The following is a 15,542-nucleotide window of genomic DNA, read 5'->3' on the forward strand; positions in this document are numbered from 1 at the left end:
CGGAGCCAGATCCCGGTCACGGTCTGATCGCACGTCATCGTACTTGCGTGTCAAGAGAGTTGAAGGAGTCCTCGGAGAAGGTCCCGGCTCTCGGCGGAGCCCGGGCTGTCCTGCTGGAGCTCCTTCAGGGCCTGCTCGTACTGGGCGACGTCCTCGCGCTTGTCCAGGTAGAGGGCACTGGTCAGCTGCTCCATGTAGACGACGTCGGACAGGTCGGCGTCGGGGAAGCTGAGGATGGTGAAGGCGCCGCTCTCGCCGGAGTGCCCGCCGAAACCGAACGGCATGACCTGCAGCCGGACGTTGGGCCGCTCGGAGATGTCGATCAGGTGCTGCAACTGACCGCGCATCACGTCGCGGCCGCCGTAGGGGCGGCGCAGGGCGGCCTCGTCGAGCACGAAGTGGAACTCGGGGGCGCTGGTCGCGAACAGATGATTCTGCCGCTCCAGGCGCAGGGCGACCCGGCGTTCCACGTCGGCCGGGCTCGCGCCCTTCATTCCGCGCCGGACCACCGCGCGGGCGTAGTCCTCGGTCTGGAGCAGGCCGTGCACGAACTGCACCTCGTAGACACGGATGAGCGACGCGGCGCCCTCCAGGCCCACATAGGTGGGGAACCAGCTGGGCAGGACGTCGGTGTAACTGTGCCACCAGCCGGCCACGTTGGCCTCTCGGGCCAGGGAGAGCAGCGACTCGCGCTCGGCCTCGTCCGTGACGCCGTACAGTGTCAGCAGGTCCTCGACGTCCCTCGTCTTGAAGCTCACCCGGCCCAGCTCCATCCGGCTGATCTTCGACTCGGAGGCGCGGATCGAGTAGCCCGCCGCCTCACGCGTGATGCCCCGCGCTTCCCGCAGTCGCCTGAGTTGCGAGCCGAGCAGCATCCGCCGCACCACCGATCCGGGCTCTCCCGCGCTCACTTTCGCCAGCCTCCCCAACCGTCTTCAGGGCCCGCAGTCTGCCACTAAAACACTCCGAGCAGTACTCGTCCGGTTACGGAAACGGAAAGACGGGGCCGTTTCCGCCCGCGCGGCGCCGGGAAAAGGTCAGGACCTATGGCGGTGACCGCCGACAAGATGGCGGAAAAAATGGCCAAGAAGCGGTACGGGCAGGGCTATTTCGGTCGCGTGCACGTGCATCTGCCCTTGCATCTGCTGTGCGCATCCGAAACCATGGTGCCGCGCCACCGCTGCATCGCAACGACCGCGAATTCCCGGGAGTGCCTCGCATGGGGACGAATGGATCGACCATGCTCAAGCCGTTACGGCAGGGCCTTCCGCCGCTGGATCCCGCGGCCGTGTCCGATGCCGCCTCCTGTGCCCTGCCGGCCCGTTACGAAGCGGTGCGCGAGGCCCGGAGGTTCACCCGCGGGACCCTCGACCAGTGGGACGTGGGCGACCGCTTCGACGACATATGCCTTGTCGTCTCCGAACTCGTCACCAACGCCCTGCGCCACGGTCTCACACCCGACGCGGCGCATCCCGAACACGCGCCGTCCGTACGGCTGCACCTGATGCGCTGGACCGAGCGGCTGGTGTGCGCGGTGCGCGACCCGAGCCACGAGACGCCGGTGCCGCGCGACTCGGGCGACTTCGCGGCCGAGTCGGGGCGTGGGCTCTTCCTGGTCGACTCCTTCGCCGACAGCTGGGGTTGGCACCCCCTCGCGGGCACGCTGCACGGCAAGGTCGTCTGGGCGCTGTTCCGGCTCCAGTCGGCCGACTGACGGGTGCGGCGCTGACGGACACACGAGATCTACGCGCGTCGCAGCGCCTCACGGGCCGGCCCCGACACCTTGAACAGGTGGCCGACATCGTTGCCGGAAGGCCCGACATCGTTGCCATCGAGCCGTCGGGGCAGCCGCCGTCCCGAAGCCGGACCGCTAGCCGGCTATCAGATGGTCGAACTCGCCGTCCTTGACACCGAGGAGCATGGCCTCGATCTCCGCGCGCGTGTAGACGAGGGCCGGGCCGTCGGGGAAACGCGAGTTGCGTACGGCGACATCACCGCCCGGAAGTCTCGCGAACTCCACGCAGGAGCCCTGCGAGTTGCTGTGCCGGCTCTTCTGCCAGGCCACTCCGGCCAACTGCTCGGCAGCCATGCCGTTGTACACGTCGTACCCCCCGTACACGCCGTCAACGTCGCGGTCCACAGGTCGCTCCCCGGTGGTGCACCGGCTGGTGTGGCCATAGGTGCTGTGGTCAACTGACCCGGATCATAACCCCGTTCACGTGCACATGCATGAGCAAATGCACGTGCACGAGGGGTGTTCCTGCAGTTACAGGTTTGACGTCCGTTTTACCGAACCGGCCACGCGAGCTGCGCCGACGGCCACTCGTCGAAGCGGTGCACTAGCCGAGCTGCTCCAGCGTCTGCCCCAGAGCGGGCAGGACATGCCCCCGCCACCCCCCGTCCATGATCCTCCGCGCCATCAGCTGAGCCGGATCGTCCGGATCGAAACCTTCGTGCACCAGGAAGAGACGCGTCCCGCGCCCTTCCTGTTCCAGGATCCAGGTGATCGTCCAGTCCGCGGGATTGGCCGGATCGGAGTCGGCCCAGCGGACGGACAGCATCCGCTCGATGTCGTAGGCCAGTACCCGCACCTCCACGACCCCGGAGAAGCGGGCGTTGGGACGCGGGACGGACGTCATCCGGTACCGGTGGCCGACCTCCAGCCGGAAACCCTCGGCGCCGGGCATCTGCCACTGCGCGAGCAGTTCGGGGTCGGTCAGGGCGCGCCAGACCTTGGCGCGCGGGTGCGGGAAGAACTGGTCGACGCGGATGGTGGTCAGGTCGTCCGCGTCCTGATCGCTGCCGGGTTCGGTGTTCATGGCTGGTCATCGTCGGGCAGCCGGTCGAGCAGCTCGCCGAGACCCCTCAGCCGGTCGCGCCAGAACCGCTCGTACGGGTGGAGCCACTCCTGCACCTCGGCGAGAGGCGCCGCCCGGAGACGGTAGATGCGCTGCCGCCCGGAGCGCTGCTCGGAGACGAGGCCGGCCTCCCGGAGCACCTTGAGGTGTTCCGAGAGGCTCGGGCGGCGCATGTCGAAGTGGTCGGCCAGGGCCTGGACGGGCTGCGGTCCGCGCTCGCGCAGCAGCCGCAGCACCTCGCGGCGGGTGGCGTTGGCGAGCGCGGCGAAGACGCGGTCCTCGGCGGCGGTACCCGTCCCGTTCATGGAGCGGTCAGAAGCCTTCCTTCTCCGTCAGCAGCATCAGACCGTTGCCGTCGGGATCCGCGAAGGAGGCCATCCGCCCCCAGGGCATGTCGTCCGGCCCCTGTACGGGGATCCCGGCCGCGGCGAGCCGCGCACAGTCGGCGTCGACGTCGGTCGTCACCAACATGATCCCGCGCGCGGCCCCGGGCTCGAAACCGCCCATGCCCGGCCCGGAGAGCGTGAAGACGGTCCGGGCCCCCGCGGGGGCCACCTGGAGCCAGCGGCCCTGCGGCATGTCCCGGTCGGCGGTGACCTGGAAGCCGAGGACATCCCGGTAGAAGCGCAGGGCACGGTCCTGGTCGGAGACGGGGAGGGTGACGAAGGAGGCGTGTGTGATGGTCATGGAGGCGAGGATAAGTAGGGAATTCCCTACGAGTCAAACGTAGGCATTTCCCTACGCATAGCGGATGAACTGCGAAAGGAAGTACGTTCGGCTCGCGGGACTTTCCTGGCGGTCCGGCCGCGGAGTCTGCTGCGGCCGGGCGGCGACCGGGGGTCGCCCCTGCAGTCGCCGGTCGCGGTGCTCCTCCGGCAGGCTCGTGCAGCTCTCAACGGATTCCTGTCCTGCGTCCCGGAGTCCTCCCGGTAACGGCTGGTAGCTTGCTGCGGGCCGTCCGGGCGAGGACGGCCGGCCGCTACAGCTTGGGAGCTTTCGGTGACTTCTGCGACTGCTGCGACCGGCTCGACCGGTTCCACCGCTTCCGTCGGTTCAGGTGGGCCTGTCGGGACCGCTCGGGCCGCGAAGGTGCGGACCGCGGCACTGGCGGTGGGACTGGTGGGCGCGCTCGCCGCGCTGACCGCCTGCAGCGGGGGCGGAAGCAGCGGTGACAAGGCCGCCGCCTCCACGACGCCGAGCGCGACCGCCGTGCCCTCGCACTCCTCGGGGGCGGCCTCCGGAACCGCGACCGGGGCCGCCGGCAAGCTCGAGGGCAGCTGGATCACCACCAGCGGCGGCAAGATCGTGGCGCTGGTGATCACCGGGAAGAAGGCCGGGCTCTTCGTGACCGGCCGGAAGGCCTGGTGCCAGGGGGCCGCCGGCCAGAAGGCGGGGACCGGGACGATCCACCTGATCTGCCCCGACGGCAACAAGGACCGGGCCACCGGCACCGTCGAATCGGTCGACGCCAAGAGCATGACGGTGAACTGGTCGGGCACGGTCGGCAGGGAGACGTACACCAAGGCGGAGGGCGGCAAGCTGCCTTCGGCGCTGCCGACCAAGGCGAAGCGGTGACCGTGCCCGGCGGCCGTGTACCGGTACGAGCCGGGTGAACCGGTGTGAGCCAGGTGAGGCATACCACCTGATGCGGTGATTCCACCGGGGGTGGGCGAACGGGGCCGCGGTGCAGACGCCATGATGCAGGGGCACCGTCACAACCTCGATGGGACCTGCTCATGCGCGCCATTCCGCTCACCGTCACGGCCCTCGCCGCCGCCCTGCTGCTCACCGCCTGCAACGGCGGCGGGAGCAAGAGCGGCAACAAGGACAGTTCCGCGTGCGAGATCGGCCGGGTGTCCGTGCAGATCGGGTCGGCGAGCGTGGCGCCGAAGGCCGGTGACACGGGTGAGGTTCCGGTCAGCATCACCAACCAGAGCAAGCCGTGCACCCTGGACCACTTCGCGAACGTCACCCTGAGCGTCGGCGGCACCAAGGCGGACGTACCGGCGCTCAAGGGCGCGAAGGCCCAGACGCTGAAGCTCGCCAAGGGCGACTCGGCGTCCTTCACCATCACGTATGTGCGCGGCGCTGCGGGGGACAAGAACACCCTGGACGCGAAGACCGTGAAGATCATCCTGCCCGGCACCACCGCCTCCCGGAGCTTCCCCTGGTCGTACGGCCCCGTCGCCGCCCAGTCCGGCGGGAGCGGCCCGAACGCCGCCGTGACCGCCTTCCAGCAGGTCGGCGACTGAGCATCGCCCGGACGCCGGGGTTCGCTCCGGGGTGAGGCGGCCGCTCGGGGCCGGGGCCGTCCGTCCAGGCCGGGGCGATCGCTCCGGCCACGGCGCAAAGGCCCTCACTCCAGGCGGCTGCGGGCCCTGACCTGCGCGCGGTCCGCCGCTCGCGCGCCCTCCGTCCACCCGGCCGCGTCGCTCACCCCGCGCAGCCGGGTCGTGGTGGTCTCGGGGAAGATGCGCTCCAGGTGGTCGGTCACGGCTGTCTGTCTGGTGACGAGGACCGGCAACAGGTCCTGGCCGACCTGTGTCTCGGCGGCGGCCGCGAGCCGGTCGCCCACGCGGTGCGCGTAGGCGGCAAGGAACGACTGCCGGAAGGTCTTGGTCCGCTTCCGTCCGCCGGCTCTCTGGGCGGCCTCCGCCTCGATCATCGCGCGCGTGGCCTGCACCAGCAGCGAGGGGTAGAGCAGTTCGACCGCCTCCAGGTCCGCCTCGAAGCCGACGACCGTGGAGAAGCCGAGCGGTTCGTTCCACACCGCGCGGCAGTTGTTCGCGCCGGCGACGGCGTCGAGCAGGATCGCCTTGGCCTGTTCGTACGGCGGCTCGACCCCGATGCGGCAGGCGCCGGGCGCGTCCGGAGCGGGCGCCTCGGCGGCGAGCAGAGCCTCGTCGACGCTGTACCGCGCCATCAGCTCCTGCGCCTTCGCACTGAGCGCCTCCGCCTCCTCCGGATAGCCGGTCGCCTCGGCCTTGGCGAGCAGTGCGCGGATCCGGGCGAGCGTGCGGGATGCGCCGGGGCCGGGGGCGCGGCGGGCCTCCTCCAGGGGCTCCAGAGCGGGGAGCCGCAGCAGCAGGCGGTACAGCTCCAGCGTGGTCGTGGCCTGCGAGAAGCGGTCGGGCTCCCGGGCGGGGCCGTCGGGCAGCTCCGCCAGCTGGGCGGCCCAGCGGCGCCCGCGCGGGCGGTCCCGTCCGGCCTGCGTCCGGATCAGGGCGGCGGCCAGGCACACGTGCGCGTCCGTCAGCTCGCGCCGCACGAGTCGTACGACATCGGCGGGCTGCCAGCCGCGCCGCCAGGCTGCCGCCACGAACTCCTCGCCCCGCCGGGCGAGTTCGGCATCCACGGCGGGGTCGGCGGCGAGCAGTGAGGCCCCGGTGTCGAGGCCGGTGTCGGTGTCGTCGTGGAGAGCGGTCCGAAACGCCCTCTCGACCGTGCTGGCAGTCCTGGTCACACCGCCGATCGTGCCATGCCCCACCGACAGCGGCCGAGCGTTGTCCACAGGCTGTGGACGAAGGGGACGGGCACGGGAGGAGCGTGGGGCGGGCCCAGGACGCCGAGGGGCGGGGCGACGAGCACCCGGAGGCGGCGGAGCCGGGATGCGGAGGGCCAGGGGACGCGGGGAGGGGGACGGCGAGGTCCGGGAGGTGCCGTGGGGTGCCGGGACCCGGGGACGAGGGAGGACTGGCGGGACGAAGGTACCGATGGGGCCCGGCAGGCGAACGGAGGGCGCGCGGGCACGTGCGCGAGCAGTTCCTCGTCCTGGGCTTCGCGATCACGGGGACGGGCGTACTGGTGGACGGCTCGGGCGTACTGATGGACGGCTCGGTCGGAATGCTCTCCGGCAGCCTCGCTGCTGCGGCGCAGCAGGCGGGTGGCCCGGAGTCTGGACCGCTTCAGCGGGACGGTGTTCGCCGGGCTCGCGTGCGCCTCGCCGCGACACCGAAGGGACCCGCTGACCGGGCAGTGAGCGGCACCCCTCCTCAGGAGAACCGGACTGTCAACCATCGGTTGACAGTCCGGTGGGTGCAACCTACGGTTGACACATGGCGACCAATCCGAACATCACGGCATCCGTACGCCTCGACGACCTCATCGAGGCCATCAAGAAGGCCCACAACGAACCTCTCGAGCAGCTCCAGGACGCGGTGATCGCCGCGGACCACCTGGGTGACGTGGCCGACCACCTGATCGGCCACTTCGTGGACCAGGCCCGGCGCTCGGGCGCCTCCTGGACCGAGATCGGCCGGAGCATGGGCGTCACCCGGCAGGCGGCGCAGAAGCGGTTCGTGCCGAAGGAGTCCGCCGACCTCGGCCCCGACGACTTCAGCCGCTACACCCCGCGCGCACGGAACGTGGTCATCGCCGCGCACAACGAGGCGGTGGCGGCCCGCAACCCCGAGGGCCGCCCCGAGCACCTGGTCCTCGGACTGCTCGCCGAGCCGGAGGGCCTGGCCGCGAAGGCGATCACCGCACAGGGCGTGCTGCCGGACTCCGTACGGCGGGCCGCGGCCGAGGCCCTCCCGTCCGCGGCGGACGAGGTCCCGGACCTCGTCCCCTACGGCCCCGACGCCAAGAAGGCCCTGGAACTCACCTTCCGCGAGGCCCTGCGGCTCGGCCACAACTACATCGGCACCGAGCACATCCTGCTGGCGCTCCTGGAGCAGGAGAACGGCCAGGGCGTCCTCAGCGGCCTCGGCATCACCAAGGCCGCGACCGAGGAGCACATCGCCAGGATGCTGTCGCTCCTGCTGGAGCAGACGAAGGCGGCGGGGAAGGAGGCCGGGCCGACCCCCTCCGAGGACTGAAACAGAGTACTGAGACCGCAGGTCAGGGTGATTGTCAGAGCCGGCTGCCACACTCTGGGTCATGACGGACCGGTGGGCGCTCGCACCGGCCGAGGACGCAGGCGTGGACGTCGCCCCCCTCGGCCCGGACGGGCTGCCCGCCGGGCCGGTGCGGCGGGAGAGCGATCTCGCCGGGGCGGTGCGGAGCCGCCCGGAGGTGACGCGCTGGGTGTGGCGGTCCACCCCCGAGGTCTACCCGCGTCTGCTCGCCACGGGGGTGCGAGTGGAGCGGTGCTACGACATCGAGGACGCCGAGGCCCTCCTGCTGGGCCACGAGGGCCGGTACGGTGAGCCGCGCTCGGCCGCCGCCGCCCTGGCCCGCCTCCGGGGCGGCCCCGTGCCGCCCGACCCGCCCCAGCGCCCGGCCGAACCGGGCGCCCAGTCCCCGCTGTTCGAGCCCACCGGCGCCCGCCTGCCACTGACCGACCTCCTCGCGGTCCACGCCGAGCAGCTGAGGCGGCACCAGCGGACCGCCCACCCCGACCGGATGCGGCTGCTGACGGCCGCCGAGTCCGCCGGGATGCTGGTGGCCGCCGAGATGAACCACGCCGGCGTGCCGTGGAGCGCCGAGGTCCACCGCCGCCTGCTGCACGACCTGCTGGGCGAGCGGTACGCGGGCGGCGGCGAGCCGCGCCGCCTGGCCGAGCTGGCCGACGAGGTCTCCGCCGCCTTCGGCCGCCGGGTGCGCCCCGACCTGCCCGCCGATGTGATCAAGGCCTTCGCCCAGGCCGGGATCAAGGTGCGCTCGACCCGCCGCTGGGAGATCCGGTCCGTCGACCACCCGGCCGTGGAGCCCCTGCTGGAGTACAAGAGGCTGTACCGCATCTGGGTGGCGCACGGCTGGTCCTGGCTGCAGGACTGGGTGCGCGACGGCCGTTTCCGTCCCGAGTTCCTCGCCGGCGGTACGGTCACCGGGCGCTGGGTGACCAACGGCGGAGGCGGACTGCAGATCCCCAAGGTGATCCGCCGGGCCGTGGTCGCCGACCCCGGCTGGCGGCTGGTGGTGGCCGACGCCGACCAGATGGAGCCGCGCGTCCTCGCCGCGATCTCCCGGGACCCCGGCCTGATGGAGGTCGCCGGCCGGGAGAGCGACCTGTACCAGTCCGTGTCCGACCGCGCCTTCTCCGGCGACCGCGACCAGGCCAAGCTCGCCGTGCTCGGCGCGATCTACGGCCAGACCTCGGGCGACGGCCTGAAGAACCTGGCCGCGCTGCGCCGCCGCTTCCCCAGAGCCGTCGCCTATGTCGACGAGGCGGCCCGCGCGGGCGAGGAGGGCCGGCTGGTGCGCACCTGGCTGGGCCGTACCTGCCCGCCGGCCGCCGGTGCCGGTGAGGACGCCGCGGAGGAGGCGGGCATCCCCGTCGGCGACGACGACACGGAGGCACCGAGCGACGGCCAGGCGCCCTGGGTGCCCGGTTACGCCTCCACCAACTCCCGGGCGCGCGGCCGCTTCGCGCGGAACTTCGTCGTCCAGGGCAGCGCCGCCGACTGGGCCCTCCTGATGCTCGCCGGCCTGCGCCGGGCCTGCGCGGACCTCGAGGCCGAGCTGGTCTTCTTCCAGCACGACGAGGTGATCGTGCACTGCCCGGCCGAAGAGGCCGACACGGTCGTCCAGGCCATCCGTGCCTCCGCCGACCTCGCCGGACGGCTGACCTTCGGCGAGACACCGGTGCGCTTCCCGTTCTCGACGGCGGTGGTGGAGTGCTATGCCGACGCCAAGTGAGGGCCGCCCGAGCGTGCACGGCCGGCATCGGCTGCGCTGCGGCGATGCTCCGGTCACTGCGTGAGGGCTGCGGCGGGGCACTCCCACTCTGCGCACTGCCCGACGGGAGCGGCGAAGCAGCCGGTCACTCCTCGAGAAGGTTCTGCAACTCCCCCACGACCGCCTGCTCGTCGGTGCCGTCCAGTGCCGCGAGCGCAGCGCGCCAGGCGTCGTTCGCCTCCGCTCGCCGGCCCCGCGCGCTCAGCAGCAGCCCGTGCTGGTGCCGCGCCAGGCCGCCCATGTAGCCGTCGGCGCGGGCGTCGGCTCGGCGCAGCAGCTCCGCGCACTCGCGACCGGCCCGCTCGGTCTCCCCCAGCTGCCGCAGCGCGCGGACCAGGCCGAGCCGGGTCTGGGACTCCCCGTGCCAGTCGCCGTGGCCGCCGAGGATGCGCAGGCTCTCCTCGAAGTGCCGGGCGGCGGCGGCCGGTTCGACGAGGGCGAGATGGGCGTAGCCGATGTTGCAGTGCGCCGAGTGCTGCACGATGACGGCGCCGATCTCGTTCCCGATCGCCAGCGAAAGCCGGTGCTGCTCGATAGCGGCGCGCGGATCGGTGTGCTCGTAGAGGTTGCCGAGATGGCTGTGGGTGACGGCCTCTCCGTACGGGTCGTTCAGCTGCCGCGAGTACGTGAGGCTCTGCCGCAGCGCCTCCTCGGACTCCGCGAACCGGCCGAGCCCCTCCAGCAGCAGCCCCCGGTTGTTCAGGGTGCGCCGGATCCTGGAGAGGACACCGAGCCGCTGCCAGATCTCCAGGGACCGGTCGGTGAGGGCGAGGGCGTCCTTCTGCCTGCCGGTGAGGAAGTGCAGGGCCGCCAGGTCGCCCAGCGCGTAGGCCTCGGCCGCCGCGTCCCCGAGCCGCCGCGCCGCCCCGAGGGCTGCCCGCCCCAGCACCTCCATCTCGGCCACCCGGCCGCCACGCTGGACGTAGGGGAAGAGCAGCCGCGCGAGCGTGGAGAGATGGGCGGCCCGAAGCGGGTCGGACGTGCCCGCGTTCCGGGACACCAGGGCCACGACGTTCTCCAGCTCCACCTCGCCCCAGGCATGGGCTTGCTCGGCCGACTCGAAGCGCGCCAGCTCGGCCACGTCGGCCGCGTGCTCCGGCGGCTGCGCACACGTCGCCCGACGCCGGTCGTCCTGATCGATCCCGGGCTCCACAACCGCCTCCAACACCCTCTCGGCCACGGCGGCGTACCAGCGCAGAGCGGTCAGATCGAGAGCCGGACCGGAACCGTGGTCGGGAGCGGGACCGCAAACCGCGAGCGGGTCGGATACGGCGGCCGAGGTGGGCACGGTGGTGCGGGGGGACGTGGACACGACGGTGACAGCGTGAACGGCCCGGCCGACCCGGTCCGGAGACGCGCCGGGGCGCGACTCGGCGCCGGACGGCGCGCCGGCCCCGGTGCCGGGCGGGGACCCCGAGTCCATGCCGGACCCGATGCCCGCCCCCACGCCGGACAGCGCGCCCCACTCCCCAGCGACCATGGCATCCCGCCCGCTGTTCGATCCGGCGTCGGACCCCACCCCGCGCTCCCCCTCCTCCAGGTCCGCCAGTTCGCGGGCGAAGTCGCGGACCAGGTCGTGGGGGGCGTAGCGGCCGTAGGCGGTTTCCTCCAGGAGGGCGACGTCGACCAGGCGGTCCAGGGCGGCTTCGGCGCGGCGTTCGTCGGTACCGGTGAGGCGGGCGATCAGAGGGGCGCCGTAGGTCGGCAGGTCGAGCGCGCCGATGCGGCGCAGGGCGAGGGCGGCGTCCCGGTCCGCCTCGCGTTCGGCGGCGGCCAGCGCGTCGTGGGCGACGGCCAGGGAACGCCGCACGCTCAGGTCGTCGTACTCGAGGTGACGCAACCGTCCGCCGGTGTCGGCCAGTTGGCTGGCCAACACGTCGGGGGTGAGGGCGCGGCGCGCGGCGAGCCTGGCGGCGACGACACGCAGCGCCAGCGGCAGTCGGCCGGTCAGCTCGACCAGCGCGTGGCCGGCGTCCAGCCCCACGCGTCCGCTGACCGCGCGCAGCAGTGCCGCGCTGTCCTCGCCGGTCAGTGGGCCGAGCGGGAAGCGCCGGGCGCCGTCGAGGGCGGTCAGGGGTGAGCGACTGGTGACGATCACGGCACAACCGGAGCCGGCCGGGAGCAGGGGCCGTACCTGGGCCGCGGTCGCCGCGTCGTCCAGCACCAGCAGCACGCGGGCGGGGGCGAGCAGCGAGCGGAGCAACGCGCTCGCCGCGTCGGGGTGTTCGGGGATGCTGCGCGGTTCGACGCCGAGGTCCCGGAGCAGCGCGGCGAGTGCCTGGACGGAGGTGAGCGGGGTCATGCCGGGGGTGGCCCCGTGCAGGTTGACGTACAACTGTCCATCGGTGAAACGTTCGCGCAGCTCATGCGCGACATGCAGCGCCAGCGCGCTCTTGCCGACGCCCGCCATGCCGCTGATCACGGCGACGGCCGGAGCGGGGGCGGCCGACCCGGTGAGCGCACGCCGCAACGCCCGGCGCACGTCGACGCGCCCGGTGAAGTGCCCGGGGGGAGGCGGCAGCTGGGCGGGACGCGGAGCGTGCCGGACGTCCGGCGCGGCGCCGCTGTCGGCCGGGCTTCCGGACTCCACCTCGGTATCCAAGTCCCGTCGGCCGTCAACCTGTTGGCGGACGGCGCCCTCGGTGCCCCGGCGCCCGCCGTCGCGTTCCTCCTGCGCCCACTGCCCGTTCTCGTCGCTCCCCCGCAGCACCTCGGCATGCGCCTCGCGGACCGACAGGCCGGGTTCGACGCCCAGTTCCTCGATCAGGTGGGCGCGCAGATCGCGGTGGACGGCGAGGGCCTCGGCCTGGCGGCCGGTGCGGTGCAGGGCGAGCATGAGCTGACGGTGGTAGGCCTCGCGCAGCGGATACTCGGCGACCAGTGCCGCGAGTTCCGGCACGCTCCCGGCCAGACGGTCGCCACCGAGGGCGAGTTCGGCGTCGTAGCGCCATTCCAGCAGGAGCCGTCGCGCCTCCTCCAGACGCTGCACCAGGGCGTAACCGCCGATGTCGGCCGGCAGCCCGCTGAGCGGGGTGCCGCGCCAGAGCGCGAGTCCGGCCGCACAGGCCCTTACGACGCCGGGCCAGTCTCCCCCGGCGTGCGCGGCACGCGCCTCGGACACCCGGGCGTCGAAGACGTGCACGTCCAACTCGCCCTGGTCGACGCGCAGGAGGTAACCGGGCGCTACGGCCCTGAGTCGGTCGGGGTCGTCCAGGAGCCGGCGCAGCCGGGTGACGTGATTGTGCAGGGACGCCTGCGCGGACACCGGCGGCGCTCCGCCCCACAGGGCGTCCTTCAGCGACTCCACCGACACCACCCGGCCCGGCTCCAGGAGCAACGCGGCGAGCAGGGCGCGCACCTTGGGACTGCCGATGGCACGGACGCCGTTGTCGACGGCGTCGTCCGGGGCCTGGAAAAGCGGTGCGGGGCCGGCGGCAACGGGCTCACCGGAACGGGTGCCGGCGGCGGCCGGCTCGCCGGAAAGGGCGTCGGGGCCGTTGCACGAGATCCCGAACGACTGTCGGTCGTACAGGACGGGTGGTCCCAGCAGTCCGAACCGCAGCTCGCACCGCCGCATCACGCGCTCCACTGCCTTCCCGCACGGTCGGGTCCGACCGCTCTCCGCGACGAGTCCACACCCGCCGTTCCGTGGCTGGACTGCCGCTTGTCCACGGCGGTTTCCCGCCACCGTCTGTCGGCCGGGCGATCCGGGATCGGCCTGTCCGAGGGCCCGCTTCGGGCAGACCGCCGACGAGTTCCAGCCAGTGGATCCGTCAGCCCACGACGAACCGTTGGCCACATGTTAGCGATCCGTTGGCGAGCCCTGATCTGATCATTTCCATCGGATCTGGACCTACGGCGCGCGCGTATGTCGCGTAACTCGGGGGAGTGTCGCCGCAGGCCGGGTCCGGGGACGCAAGGGGCCCCGGTCGGCGGAGGTGAACGCCCGGGGCCCCGTCCCGCTTCTCTTCTCCGGCCGGGCTTCAGCTCGTCTTCGCCCCCAGGTCTCCGCCGGTCCCGGCGAGCCGCCGCCTCAGATCACCGGCGGACGCCCCAGTCTGCTCAGTCGCCACACCGTCCGCCAGCGCATGGGGCGGCGTTCGCCCGCCGGTTTCCGGAGCCCTTCCACGAACCCGCCGAACCAGGCCTTCAGCCCGGCCCCCGAACGCGTGCGGGCGAGCGTGAGCAGCGTCCACACCCCGAGGTGCACGGGGACCAGCGGCCACGGCAGCCGGCGCCGGACGAGCCAGACGCGGTTGCGGGCGTTGACGCGGTAGTAGATGGCGTGCCGGGCCGGTGAGGTCTTGGGGTGCTGGAGGAGCAACTGGGGGGCGTAGAGAATCTTCCAGCCGGCGTCGGCGGCGCGCCAGGCGAGGTCGGTCTCCTCGTGCGCGAAGAAGAACTCGGCCGGCCAGTCCCCGGTCTCGGCCAGCATCGCCATGCTCAGGGCGTGTCCGCCGCCGAGGAAGCCGGTGACGTAACCGCCGCGCATCGGATCGGAGCCGCCGACGCGGGGCACGTGCCGCTGCTGGGTCTCGCCGTGCTCGTCGGCGATGCGGAAGCCGACGATGCCGAGGCGGGGGTCGGCGACATACAGGTCGCGTACCCGCCGCAGCACATCGGCGTCGACGAGCAATCCGTCGTCGTCCAGTTCCACGACGACGTCCACGTCGCCGTACTCGCGCAGCCGGGCGAGCGCGACGTTACGGCCGCCCGGGCAGCCTAGGTTCTCCTCGACGTCGATGGTGGTGACCTCGCCGGGCAGGGAGAGCCGGCGAGCGAACTCGGGCAGCCGGCAGCCGTTGCCGACGATCACGATGCGGGCGGGGGCGAGGTCCTGCTTGGCCACGGACTCCAGCAGGGCGTCGACCTCGGCGGGCCGGTTCCCCATGGTCACCACGGCTACGGCGATCCTCGGCTCCAGCACGTTCCACACCCCATCCGGCCGACGGCGGCACCGCGTCCTGACCGCGCGGCGCCCGCCGTTCACCAAGATGTTGCCTCACCTACGGCCGTTGCTCCGGAGCCGATCCGCCTTGCATCCCTTTTGCAATATTTTGCCAGGATTGGAAGAACCCCCTCCGGACCGAAGGGCAACCCCGCGCAACGCCCTGCCTGTGCGCGGGCGCGGGTAGCCCGGGCGGGCCGTCGCTGTGCGGGGTTCGATCGATCCCCGGCCGGCGGCGCCCCTGCCGAGGGGCGGTCAGCGAGGTGGCCGGGGAGGGAGGTTCAGACGGGTGGCCATGCCGTCGAGGAGGCAGTCGAGGCCGAACTCGAAGCGGGCGTTCTCGTCGTCGTCGGGTGAGGCCTCACGCACGTATCGCCGGTAGAGCGGGTAGTCGCCGGCCTCGAGAAGGAAGGAGAGGCGGCCGAGGTTCGCCTTCCGGGCCTCCTGTCCGCTGCTCCAGCCCTCGGGAGCGCGCAGCCGGGCCCGGGCGATCTCGTCATGGGTGCTGGCGCGGGTGTACGCGGTGACGGCGCCGGTGATGTCGGCCATCTGCTCCATGGACAGCCCGAGCCCGTCCAGCGCGGTGAACAGCTGCTCCATGAGCGCCAGATGAGCCGGCGTGGGGGCGAACAGGATCCTGCCGGGGACGTCTGTCATCCACGGGTGCCGCAGGACCACCTGGCGGAAGTGCAGGGCGGAAGCCCGCAGCACCTCCCGCCAGAAGCCGCCCGGCTGCTCCAGCAGCACCTCCGCCCGCACCCTGTCGAGCATCAGCTCGATGATGTCGTCCTTGCCTGAGACGTACCGGTAACACGTCATCGCGGAGACGCCGAGCTCGGTCGCCAGGCGCCTCATGGAGACGGCGTCGAGGCCGTCGGTGTCGGCGATCGCGAGCGCGGCCGCCACGATCCGCGCATGCGTGAGGACCGGGCGCGGGGCCGACGGGGACTGGGCCATCCGTTCCCAGACGGACATCGAGGCATCGGCCCGCCCGGTGTCCGCGTCCTCGGCGCGGTCCGTGCGGGCTGTGCGGTCGGTGGCTCGGTCAGTGCGATCGGCAGGCATGCGTACAACGTTACCGTTAATTTACGGCGTAAGCAGATGTGTGTACGGTGTAA

At 72.4% G+C, this 15,542-nt stretch carries 14 protein-coding genes; 5 read left to right on the forward strand and 9 right to left on the reverse strand.

From position 1 onward, the window contains the following. Positions 1-50 precede the first annotated feature (50 nt). The gene (locus tag AC5WRT_RS23750) at positions 51-887 is read right to left on the reverse strand and encodes a Sco1979 family transcriptional regulator (protein WP_496100588.1); all 837 of its coding nucleotides are present in this window, start codon (positions 885-887) and stop codon (positions 51-53) included. A gap of 353 nt (positions 888-1,240) precedes the next feature. Here AC5WRT_RS23750 and AC5WRT_RS23755 point away from each other — a divergent pair, with 353 nt between their 5' ends. After that, a complete protein-coding gene (locus AC5WRT_RS23755; protein ID WP_496095761.1) occupies positions 1,241-1,714 on the forward strand; it encodes an ATP-binding protein in 474 nt (157 codons plus the stop codon). Between the two features lie 156 nt (positions 1,715-1,870). On the opposite strand, the gene AC5WRT_RS23760 is transcribed toward AC5WRT_RS23755, so the two are convergent. The 4 genes from AC5WRT_RS23760 to AC5WRT_RS23775 form a co-directional block, all read right to left on the reverse strand. After that, positions 1,871-2,140 carry a DUF397 domain-containing protein gene (locus AC5WRT_RS23760; protein WP_496095760.1) on the reverse strand — a complete coding sequence of 90 codons (270 nt, stop codon included), beginning with the start codon at positions 2,138-2,140 and terminating at the stop codon, positions 1,871-1,873. Between the two features lie 199 nt (positions 2,141-2,339). Continuing rightward, entirely contained in the window at positions 2,340-2,819 is a 480-nt protein-coding gene (locus tag AC5WRT_RS23765; RefSeq protein ID WP_496095759.1) for an SRPBCC family protein, read from the reverse strand. Next, entirely contained in the window at positions 2,816-3,163 is a 348-nt protein-coding gene (locus AC5WRT_RS23770; RefSeq protein WP_496095758.1) for an ArsR/SmtB family transcription factor, read from the reverse strand. Before AC5WRT_RS23770 ends, AC5WRT_RS23765 begins: the two co-directional genes overlap by 4 nt. A 7-nt stretch (positions 3,164-3,170) precedes the next feature. Further along, positions 3,171-3,545, reverse strand: coding sequence for a VOC family protein (locus tag AC5WRT_RS23775; protein ID WP_496095757.1), 375 nt, complete (start codon positions 3,543-3,545; stop codon positions 3,171-3,173). A 402-nt stretch (positions 3,546-3,947) separates the two neighbouring features. Here AC5WRT_RS23775 and AC5WRT_RS23780 point away from each other — a divergent pair, with 402 nt between their 5' ends. Next, positions 3,948-4,433 carry a hypothetical protein gene (locus AC5WRT_RS23780; protein WP_496095756.1) on the forward strand — a complete coding sequence of 162 codons (486 nt, stop codon included), beginning with the start codon at positions 3,948-3,950 and terminating at the stop codon, positions 4,431-4,433. Between the two features lie 161 nt (positions 4,434-4,594). Next, positions 4,595-5,110: a DUF4232 domain-containing protein gene (locus AC5WRT_RS23785; RefSeq protein ID WP_496095755.1), complete on the forward strand. Its 516-nt coding sequence runs from the start codon at positions 4,595-4,597 to the stop codon at positions 5,108-5,110. A gap of 104 nt (positions 5,111-5,214) precedes the next feature. Here AC5WRT_RS23785 and AC5WRT_RS23790 read toward each other — a convergent pair whose 3' ends face one another. Then, a complete protein-coding gene (locus AC5WRT_RS23790; protein ID WP_496095754.1) occupies positions 5,215-6,321 on the reverse strand; it encodes a DUF2786 domain-containing protein in 1,107 nt (368 codons plus the stop codon). 592 nt (positions 6,322-6,913) lie between these two features. Between AC5WRT_RS23790 and AC5WRT_RS23795 the strand changes: the two genes are divergently transcribed. Together AC5WRT_RS23795 and AC5WRT_RS23800 are read left to right on the forward strand one after the other, a co-directional pair. Then, positions 6,914-7,675, forward strand: coding sequence for a Clp protease N-terminal domain-containing protein (locus AC5WRT_RS23795; protein ID WP_496095753.1), 762 nt, complete (start codon positions 6,914-6,916; stop codon positions 7,673-7,675). Positions 7,676-7,736: 61 nt separating this feature from the next. Continuing rightward, entirely contained in the window at positions 7,737-9,437 is a 1,701-nt protein-coding gene (locus AC5WRT_RS23800; protein WP_496095752.1) for a bifunctional 3'-5' exonuclease/DNA polymerase, read from the forward strand. A gap of 124 nt (positions 9,438-9,561) precedes the next feature. Here AC5WRT_RS23800 and AC5WRT_RS23805 read toward each other — a convergent pair whose 3' ends face one another. The 3 genes from AC5WRT_RS23805 to AC5WRT_RS23815 all read right to left on the reverse strand — a co-directional run bounded on the left by AC5WRT_RS23805 (position 9,562) and on the right by AC5WRT_RS23815 (position 15,489). Further along, positions 9,562-13,053, reverse strand: a complete 3,492-nt coding sequence (locus AC5WRT_RS23805) for an AfsR/SARP family transcriptional regulator (RefSeq protein WP_496095751.1) — start codon at positions 13,051-13,053, stop codon at positions 9,562-9,564. Between the two features lie 456 nt (positions 13,054-13,509). Beyond that, positions 13,510-14,403 carry a glycosyltransferase family 2 protein gene (locus AC5WRT_RS23810; protein WP_496095750.1) on the reverse strand — a complete coding sequence of 298 codons (894 nt, stop codon included), beginning with the start codon at positions 14,401-14,403 and terminating at the stop codon, positions 13,510-13,512. A gap of 276 nt (positions 14,404-14,679) precedes the next feature. Then, positions 14,680-15,489: a TetR/AcrR family transcriptional regulator gene (locus AC5WRT_RS23815; protein WP_496095749.1), complete on the reverse strand. Its 810-nt coding sequence runs from the start codon at positions 15,487-15,489 to the stop codon at positions 14,680-14,682. Positions 15,490-15,542 lie beyond the last annotated feature (53 nt).

This window comes from Streptomyces sp. NTD91 (assembly GCF_059510455.1).

What these genes read in the sequence shown, in the direction of transcription:
- AC5WRT_RS23755 (WP_496095761.1), top strand. Translation starts at nt 1,241, where the DNA reads ATGCTCAAGCCGTTACGGCAGGGCCTTCCGCCGCTGGATCCCGCGGCC.
- AC5WRT_RS23765 (WP_496095759.1), bottom strand. Translation starts at nt 2,819, where the DNA reads ATGAACACCGAACCCGGCAGCGATCAGGACGCGGACGACCTGACCACC.
- AC5WRT_RS23770 (WP_496095758.1), bottom strand. Translation starts at nt 3,163, where the DNA reads ATGAACGGGACGGGTACCGCCGCCGAGGACCGCGTCTTCGCCGCGCTC.
- AC5WRT_RS23775 (WP_496095757.1), bottom strand. Translation starts at nt 3,545, where the DNA reads ATGACCATCACACACGCCTCCTTCGTCACCCTCCCCGTCTCCGACCAG.
- AC5WRT_RS23785 (WP_496095755.1), top strand. Translation starts at nt 4,595, where the DNA reads ATGCGCGCCATTCCGCTCACCGTCACGGCCCTCGCCGCCGCCCTGCTG.
- AC5WRT_RS23795 (WP_496095753.1), top strand. Translation starts at nt 6,914, where the DNA reads ATGGCGACCAATCCGAACATCACGGCATCCGTACGCCTCGACGACCTC.
- AC5WRT_RS23800 (WP_496095752.1), top strand. Translation starts at nt 7,737, where the DNA reads ATGACGGACCGGTGGGCGCTCGCACCGGCCGAGGACGCAGGCGTGGAC.
- AC5WRT_RS23805 (WP_496095751.1), bottom strand. Translation starts at nt 13,053, where the DNA reads ATGCGGCGGTGCGAGCTGCGGTTCGGACTGCTGGGACCACCCGTCCTG.
- AC5WRT_RS23815 (WP_496095749.1), bottom strand. Translation starts at nt 15,489, where the DNA reads ATGCCTGCCGATCGCACTGACCGAGCCACCGACCGCACAGCCCGCACG.